The following is an 8,542-nucleotide window of genomic DNA, read 5'->3' on the forward strand; positions in this document are numbered from 1 at the left end:
ACGTTTACCGTTGTCCTACTTGTAATTTTAGCCCAATCTGCTATAATTGCACATAGAAACAAATCCACCGGAGTAAAGTGAGATAGCTATGATGATTGAAAGTTTTAATATGGAAGATACCTATAACTTAGGCATACAATTAGGGGAACAGGCCATGGCAGGGGAGGTATACTGTTTATTAGGTGATTTAGGCACCGGCAAGACCGTATTTACCCAGGGCTTTGCAAAAGGTCTTGGAATTACGGAAGCGGTGAACAGCCCTACCTTTACCATAATCCAGGAATACGAAGAGGGAAGGCTGCCCTTTTATCATTTTGATGTTTATCGGATTGAAGATATAGAAGAAATGTATGAGCTTGGTTATGAAGACTATTTCTATGGAAACGGAGTCTGTTTAATAGAGTGGTCCAATCTGATTGAAGAGATACTTCCAGAAGCTCCGACAGTCATTACCCTAGAAAAGGATTTGGAGAAAGGCTTTGATTACAGAAAAATTACAGTGGAGAGCGGAAAATAGATGAAAATATTAGCGATAGACAGTTCAGGTTTAGTTGCCTCCGTTGCAATGGTAACAGAGGAAAAATTGTTGGCAGAGTATACAGTAAATAATAAAATGACTCATTCCCAAACCTTATTGCCCATGTTGGATGAGATTGTTAAGCTCCTTCATGAGGATTTAAAAGAGATCGATGCAATCGCTGTAGCAGGCGGTCCCGGCTCCTTTACCGGACTCAGGATTGGCTCTTCTACCGCCAAGGGGCTTGGTCTGGTCTTGGACAAGCCGATTATAAAGGTGCCTTCTGTAGATGCCCTGGCCTATAATTTATACGGAACAGACCGCTTAATCTGCCCCATTATGGATGCCAGAAGGAATCAGGTCTATACAGGAATTTATGAATATAATCAGAAGGGTTTTCAGGTCCTGACAGCCCAAAAGGCAGTGGAAATCACCGAGATAGCGGAAGAATTAAACAAGCTTGGCAGAGAAGTAATATTTTTAGGAGACGGGGTAGAAGTACATGCCAATACCCTAAAAAGTATAATGAAAGTTCCTATTCAATTTGCCCCCATACATTTGTCTAAACAAAGAGCGGGAGCAGTGGGAGCCCTTGGAATACTTTATTATAAACAGGGTCTGACAGAAAGTGCAGATGACCATGAACCGACCTATCTTAGGATGTCCCAGGCCGAGAGAGAATATTTAGAAAGAGAAAAAGCAGAACAATAATGCTTTGCCGACATATAAGGTTGAATAACATAGGCATTATATCAACCGTTTGAATTGGTGTGCCGGTGAAGACAGACGGGGGTTAACGTGATAATTCGAAGGATGAAAGAAGAAGATTTGCCTGAGGTTCAGGAGATGGAGAACAGTATATTTTCAAAACCCTGGAGCATAACAGACTTCAAGGACTCTATGAAAAAACCACATAATATATATCTGGTTGTGGAAGAACGAAGCGAAATCGTTGCCTATTGTGGATTATGGGGCGTTGCAGGAGAAGGACAGATTAACAATGTGGCAGTTAAAAAAATGTTAAGAGGACAGGGAATTGGACGTAACATGTTACAAGAGCTCATTGATCTTGGCAAAAAGCAGGGGCTGGTGGCCTTCACCCTTGAAGTACGGGTCGGCAATTTATCAGCAATCGCATTATACCGCAGATTAGGCTTTTTAGATGCTGGTATAAGAAAGAACTTCTATGAAGCACCTGCCGAAGATGCCCTGATTATGTGGCTTCAGTAAGAAGGTAAGAATATGTTTCCATTTTTTAAGGGGGGACTAGTTGCCCTCCTTATTATCAGTACGTAACTGATTCAGTTCCATAAGGATGCATGAAATTATGGGAAAGACTCATTCAGATATGGCACTGGATATTCCTAGTAGAACGAGATACAGTAATTCCCACTGTAAAAATACCATGGAAAACGTTATAATGTTAGTAAGAAGTGGGTCAAGTTAGCAGGAGGGATAACACATGGACAAGGTCAAGACGAAAATCCGCATTAACGAGGACATAAGTTGCAACGTGTGTGGGAAAAAGATTGTCATCGAGCAGGGAATCATGAAAGAAGATGTATTTGAAGCAGCCAAGGAATGGGGATACTTTTCAAAATATGATTTGGAAATTCATAAATTTAATATATGTGAAGAATGTTATGATAAACTTATATCAACGTTTAAAATACCAATTGAGGTTGTTAAGAAAAAAGAAGTTCTATAGCAGGGGTCAGGCTGTTCCAGAGCTGTTTGCCGGAGTGTCCGAGAAATCGGAACCGGGAGCAGTCAGGAACAGCCTTTTTGCTTTCTATATAGACCCCAAAAGACTAAAGCGGTATTCTGGCAGGCTTGTAACATAATGGGTTGGAAAGAGATTCCTCATGACACGTAAACTTGACAAATTGCGTATGAGTTAAAAAGAGTAACTGTTTGAGCAAAAACCGCTTAAAGTAATTCGCCAAGTTTTTAGTGACGGGAGTGACCTTTCCCTGCTTCTCTTCTGATGTAATTCTTCTTTTGTATGCCGTGTATTTGACCCCTCAAATGCTTGATTATAAAATGGCATTATGTTACTATTAAATAGAGACCTATAAGAAAAATATGTGTATGTTCCCAGGATAAGGGTAAACTAGAAAGTATGGGAATACACATTTTAACTTCTGAAAGAGGTAATATTTCAAGAGATTTAGCACCAAAGAACTCACCTATTTAAAAATGAAGGATAAAAATGATAGGAATCACTTGGCTGTTGAATGAAAAAGACCGATATAATAAAAGAATAAGTGAGGATAATTTATGTTAGATGTTTGTTTACTTGGTACGAGTGGTATGATGCCTTTGCCAAACAGATGGCTTACGGCATTAATGACCAGATTTAATGGATCGAGTTTATTAATAGATTGCGGAGAAGGCACCCAGATTGCCATCAAAGAAAAAGGGTGGAGTTTCCATCCAATTGATATCATATGTTTTACCCATTACCATGGGGATCATATCAGCGGCTTGCCGGGTCTGCTTTTAACCATGGGTAATGCAGATAGAACAGAGCCGGTAACCATGATTGGACCCAAAGGTCTTGAACGGGTAGTTAATGCACTCAGGATCATAGCACCGGAACTTCCCTTTGAGATTAACTTCATAGAACTTACGAATCCTACGGAAGAAATAAGAATGAATGGTTATGTGATTCAGGCTTTTAAAGTCAATCATAATGTAATTTGCTATGGATATAATGTAGTAATTGAGCGGGGAGGCAGATTTTATGTAGAGAAAGCCAATGAGAATAAAATTCCTCAGATGTACTGGAACCGTCTGCAAAAAGGTGAAACCATCACAGAGGAAGACCAGGTATATACTCCGGATATGGTCTTAGGTCCGAAAAGGCAGGGCATAAAACTTACTTATTGTACGGACACCCGCCCCATTGCAGTAATTTCTGAACAGGCTAAGGAAGCTGACCTATTTATCTGTGAGGGTATGTATGGGGAAAAGGACAAGGAAGAAAAAGCCATTGACCATAAACATATGACCTTTTATGATGCCGCAAGACTCGCCAAAGAAGCCGGAGTAAAGGAATTATGGCTGACCCATTACAGCCCTTCTTTAGTTAAGCCGGAAGAATTCATGGAAGATACAAGAGCAATATTTCCCAATGCCAAAGCTGGAAAAGACCGTAAAAGCATTACACTTGAGTTTAATCCTGATGAATGAAATCTAAAATAATCCCTGAAAAGGAGACGGAAATTATGAAAAAATCAAAAAAACAGTCAGTTAAAACCATTGTTTTCATGTTTATCTTTTCAACCGCCTTAATCTCCACGTATTTATTTATCAGAACCAGGACTAACCCTATTGCAAGCAGCTCCGCTTCGTCAATGAATGAAGTGGAAAAACTATTATCAAAAGACATATCAGCCAGTTATCCTTCTTCGCCCCGAGAAGTATTAAAGTTATACAGCCGGATAACAAAAGTATTATTAAATGAGAAACTAAAGCCTGACCAGATTGAGAAGCTTGCAGACCAGCTTCGTCTTTTATTTGATGATGAACTCCTTAAGAATAATCCCATGGACAATTATCTAATGGACTTAAATGTTGAAATCTCCGATTATAGGAAAGCCAAGCGGACAATTATGAATTATGTAATTGATGAAAGCAGCGCAGTTAAGTATTGGGAAAAGGAAGAAAAAAAATATGCTTCTCTTGTTGTATCTTTTACCACAAAGGAAGATGCCAACTATACGAAACTATATGAAAACTTTCTTTTAAGGCAGGATTCACAAAATAAATGGAAAATAATGGGATGGGAAATAACCGATAAGAAAAATAATGATTCAGAGGAATAACCGATAAGAAAAATAATGATTCATAGGAATAATGATATAGAGGAATAGTACAAATAACACTAATAATATAATATTTGTTTTCATCCATAGATCTACAGATATAAAACAGTAATAAAATCCGAAAAATACAGATTGAAGGAAAACTCTTCTCTAACTCTGTATTTTTCGGATTTTTATAATTGAACTTAATATCAATTAAAATTGTAATTCCAAACGATAATTAGTAATAATAATTCTTAACAACGATAAGCTTAGCAGCCTCAACCTTAATTAACCGAATTTATCATATCTAATATCCCAAGGATGTCTTCTTCTTTTATAGCACCATTGCCAAAACTAACAATTGCTCGCAAGGGCATATCCTGGAACATAGCTGCCATCATAGCTTCGGTGCCTTCCCCTAAGACATCGTCTAAATTACCGGAGTCACCTACAAGACCTAAGGTATAACCGGCAATCAGCGGTTCAATAACCCCTTTTGCCCTCGGATCTGCCAACAGATCCCCAAAGGTACTATTAAGGGTATATTTCTTTGGAATTCTAACTGTAGATTCAATATTAAGCGTTTTACTGCAGACAATATCTCTGGAAGATTTACCTATTAAGATGTCGTAATCACCAGATTCTACATGCCAGTCTTTAATCACCGTATTGTAATAAGCAAAAGCCCGTTTATTTAAAGTAAAGGAAACAGTCTTTGTTTCACCCGGCTCCAGATAAATTTTAGCGAAGCCTTTCAGCTCCTTCACTGGGCGGATTACGGTGTCTTTTTGGGGGGAAACGTAAAGCTGGGCGATCTCTTTTCCGGATACAGCCCCTGTATTGGTGATATCCACCGTAACGGTAATGGTATCGGTATCCCGGATGGTTATAAGATTGTCATCCCCATCTGAGTTTATTGTTTTACCTGTATGGAGCTGTAGATTGGAATAGGAAAACGTAGTATAACTTAAGCCGAAGCCAAAGGGAAATAATACTTCCATTTTCTTTTTATCATAATAACGATAACCAACAAATACCCCTTCTTTATATTCCACCATATCATTTGCACCCGGGAAATTAATATAGGAAGGATTATCTTCCAAACGAAGCGGGAATGTTTCTGCTAGTTTGCCGGAAGGATTGATCTTTCCAAATAACGCATTTACCACTGCGGAGCCCACAGCCTGCCCGCCCAGATATGCCTCGATAACTCCTTTCACTTTATTAATCCAAGGCATTTCCACCGGGGAACCGTTATGAAGTACTACTACTGTATTAGGCTGGACCTCACAAATCCGATCAATCAGATAATTCTGGCAATCCGGCAGGGACATATGGGTTCTGTCATAACCCTCGGACTCAAAGGCATCCGGAAGGCCTGCAAAGATTACTGCTATGCGGGAAGCTTTCGCAGCCTTTACAGCCTCTAAAACCAAGTTCTCATCAATCGTATCTTTTTTAACCTCGTATCCAGGGGCATAAGTTACTTTGGCAATGGCTTTTACAGCCTCTAAGGCGCTGGTGGTCTTAAAGGCATTGATATGGGAACTGCCACCACCCTGATATCTCGGCTTATCGGCGAAGCTTCCGATAAATGCAATAGAATCAACCGGATTTAAAGGTAGCACACCATCATTCTTTAAAAGAACTAAAGATTCACTCTCGATTTTATGAGCCAGTTCATGATGCTTTTCTTTATCAAATACAGTACCAGTTGTTTTGTTATCCGTATACTGAAATACTTTTTTCAGTATACGTGCCACTGCCGTATCAAGAATAGTTTCGTCAAGAGTTCCTTCCTTAACGGCTTTAACAATTTTGCTGTCATTTATTCCTCTGGATCCTGGCATTTCCAGATCGAGTCCGGCTTTTAGTCCTTCCACTCTATCATTAACGGCACCCCAGTCACTTACTACATAGCCGTCAAAGTTCCACTCATTTCTTAAAACCTCCGTCAGGAAGTAAGGATTTTCTGAAGCATATACGCCATTTATTTTGTTGTAAGAGCACATAACCGTCCAGGGTTTTGCATTTTTTACTGCTCCTTCAAATGCAGCCAGATAGATTTCCCTTAAAGTTCGCTCGTCAACCTCGGAACTTGCTGTCATTCTCCGGTGTTCCTGATTGTTGGCCAGGTAGTGCTTTAAACTGGTACCAACATTTTTACTCTGAACACCATGGATGTGATTCGTAGCCATTTCAGCCGCCAGATAAGGGTCTTCAGAAAAATACTCAAAGTTTCTTCCACATAAAGGAGAACGTTTGATATTAACTGCCGGTCCTAATATTACAGAAACATCCTCAGCCTGGCATTCATCACCCAGTGCCTCACCCATGGATTTTATTAAATCCCTGTCAAAGGAGGAAGCTACCGCACAACCGGCCGGAAAACATACTGCCTCTATACTTTCGTTGATTCCCAGATGATCTCCCTCCGACTTTTGTTTTCGGAGTCCGTGAGGACCATCACTTAACATAACAGAAGGGATATTTAACCGCTCTACAGCTTTTGTTAACCAAAAGTCTAATCCGGAACATAAACCTGCTTTTTCTTCCAGTGTCAATTGAGATACTAAATTATTGATATCCATGTATATTATTCCTTTCTTTATGGGGTACTCACAGTTACTATGTAAAAACCATATACTTTTATTGAGCTTTATTAGTTTTTGGAGTACAATTTGACCAATATTATATATATACAACATATTATAAGTTAAAATAAAGAAAAAATCCACAAAAATAATATGGTACAAGGCTGATGCGTTGTTATAATATAACATATACTATTGGTGATATATATTAAAAATTAAACATTTTGCTTAGATTTTATATTAAAATATTTATAAAAAGTAAAGAAAAAATCTTACATTGGATTTTCTATAAAAAATAATCAAAAAGTATTGCAGTAAATTAAGTAAAAGGTTAATATTGTATATGGAAAATTCCTGCCTCAGAATGATTTAAAGCAAATCTTTCTGAGGTAATATTAATTTATCAAAAACCCCCAGCTTATACTAAGTCTGGGCATCAAGTTTCAGTTGAGAAATAAAAGTATGGACAAATAATGCATAATCTGCGTAATATAAAAGTTAAAGTAAGAATAATTATTGGATTTATGTACTGCTATCAGGAGGTAATGTTATGGATAAAGATATATTAATACTGGCAATCGAATCATCTTGTGACGAGACAGCTGCCGCCGTGGTTAAAAATGGAAGGACTGTGCTCTCCAATATAATTTCATCGCAAATTGCACTTCACACACTATATGGAGGAGTAGTACCGGAAATAGCCTCTAGAAAACATATAGAAAAAATCAATCAGGTCATAAAAGAAGCCTTAACCGAGGCAAAGGTAACCTTGGATGATATTGATGCAATCGGAGTCACCTATGGACCGGGACTAGTAGGCGCTCTCTTAGTCGGGGTAGCAGAGGCCAAGGCAATCAGTTATGCCTCCGGTAAGCCCTTGATTGGCGTACATCATATAGAAGGACATGTATCCGCTAATTTCATTGAAAGCCAGGAACTAAAACCGCCATTTCTTTGCTTGATTGTATCAGGAGGGCATACTCATCTGGTTATTGTTAAGGAATACGGACAATATGAAATCATTGGACGGACCAGAGATGATGCTGCCGGAGAAGCTTTTGACAAAGTGGCAAGGGCAATCGGACTCGGATATCCGGGTGGTCCAAAGGTCGATAAGCTGGCGAAGGAAGGCAATAAGCATGCAGTGGAATTTCCCAGAGCCAATATCGAGGGTTTCCCCTATGATTTTAGCTTCAGCGGAGTAAAATCAGCAGTATTGAACCATTTAAATTCCTGTGCCATGAAAAATGAACCGGTAAATACAGCAGATATTGCGGCTTCTTTTCAAGAAGCGGTCGTTGATGCACTAGTTTCAAAAACAATTGCAGCGGCAAAAGAGTATCATATGGATAAAGTCGCAATTGCAGGGGGAGTAGCTGCAAACTCCGCATTAAGACAAGCTATGGATACTGCCTGCAAAAAACAGGGAATACAGCTGTATTATCCTTCCCCTATACTCTGTACCGATAATGCGGCTATGATAGGTGCAGCGGCCTATTATGAATATTTAAACGGAACAAGACACGGACTGGACTTAAATGCCGTACCAAATTTAAAAATCGGTCAGAGGTAGTGTCTGCGCAATCGGAAACTATTGCCACGATTTAGAAAGGTGTGTA

The 8,542-nt window shown here is 39.1% G+C and carries 8 protein-coding genes; 7 read left to right on the plus strand and 1 reads right to left on the minus strand.

The features are described 5' to 3' along the window. Positions 1-88: 88 nt before the first annotated feature. The 6 genes from tsaE (at position 89) to QA584_RS02190 (ending at position 4,347) form a co-directional block, all read left to right on the plus strand. Positions 89-517 (plus strand): tRNA (adenosine(37)-N6)-threonylcarbamoyltransferase complex ATPase subunit type 1 TsaE, encoded by a 429-nt coding sequence (gene tsaE, locus QA584_RS02165; protein ID WP_278272885.1) that lies wholly within the window; start codon positions 89-91, stop codon positions 515-517. Beyond that, positions 518-1,228, plus strand: coding sequence for a tRNA (adenosine(37)-N6)-threonylcarbamoyltransferase complex dimerization subunit type 1 TsaB (tsaB, locus tag QA584_RS02170; protein ID WP_278272886.1), 711 nt, complete (start codon positions 518-520; stop codon positions 1,226-1,228). An 87-nt stretch (positions 1,229-1,315) separates the two neighbouring features. Next, the gene (gene rimI, locus QA584_RS02175; protein WP_278272887.1) at positions 1,316-1,747 is read left to right on the plus strand and encodes a ribosomal protein S18-alanine N-acetyltransferase; all 432 of its coding nucleotides are present in this window, start codon (positions 1,316-1,318) and stop codon (positions 1,745-1,747) included. A 232-nt stretch (positions 1,748-1,979) separates the two neighbouring features. Continuing rightward, complete coding sequence (locus QA584_RS02180) at positions 1,980-2,225, plus strand: hypothetical protein (protein ID WP_278272888.1); 246 nt, start codon at positions 1,980-1,982, stop codon at positions 2,223-2,225. A 572-nt stretch (positions 2,226-2,797) separates the two neighbouring features. Beyond that, a complete protein-coding gene (locus QA584_RS02185; protein WP_278272889.1) occupies positions 2,798-3,712 on the plus strand; it encodes a ribonuclease Z in 915 nt (304 codons plus the stop codon). A 35-nt stretch (positions 3,713-3,747) separates the two neighbouring features. Beyond that, positions 3,748-4,347 carry a DUF6715 family protein gene (locus QA584_RS02190; RefSeq protein WP_278272890.1) on the plus strand — a complete coding sequence of 200 codons (600 nt, stop codon included), beginning with the start codon at positions 3,748-3,750 and terminating at the stop codon, positions 4,345-4,347. Positions 4,348-4,613: 266 nt separating this feature from the next. Here the strand turns inward: QA584_RS02190 and QA584_RS02195 are convergent, their stop codons facing one another. Beyond that, positions 4,614-6,920 carry a glycoside hydrolase family 3 C-terminal domain-containing protein gene (locus QA584_RS02195; RefSeq protein ID WP_331487820.1) on the minus strand — a complete coding sequence of 769 codons (2,307 nt, stop codon included), beginning with the start codon at positions 6,918-6,920 and terminating at the stop codon, positions 4,614-4,616. 553 nt (positions 6,921-7,473) lie between these two features. On the opposite strand from QA584_RS02195, the gene tsaD reads away from it, so the two are divergent. Continuing rightward, positions 7,474-8,496 (plus strand): tRNA (adenosine(37)-N6)-threonylcarbamoyltransferase complex transferase subunit TsaD, encoded by a 1,023-nt coding sequence (gene tsaD, locus QA584_RS02200; protein WP_278272891.1) that lies wholly within the window; start codon positions 7,474-7,476, stop codon positions 8,494-8,496. The last annotated feature ends 46 nt before the right edge of the window (positions 8,497-8,542 follow it).

The organism is Anaerocolumna sp. AGMB13025 (assembly GCF_029689925.1).
GTDB lineage: Bacteria > Bacillota > Clostridia > Lachnospirales > Lachnospiraceae > Anaerocolumna.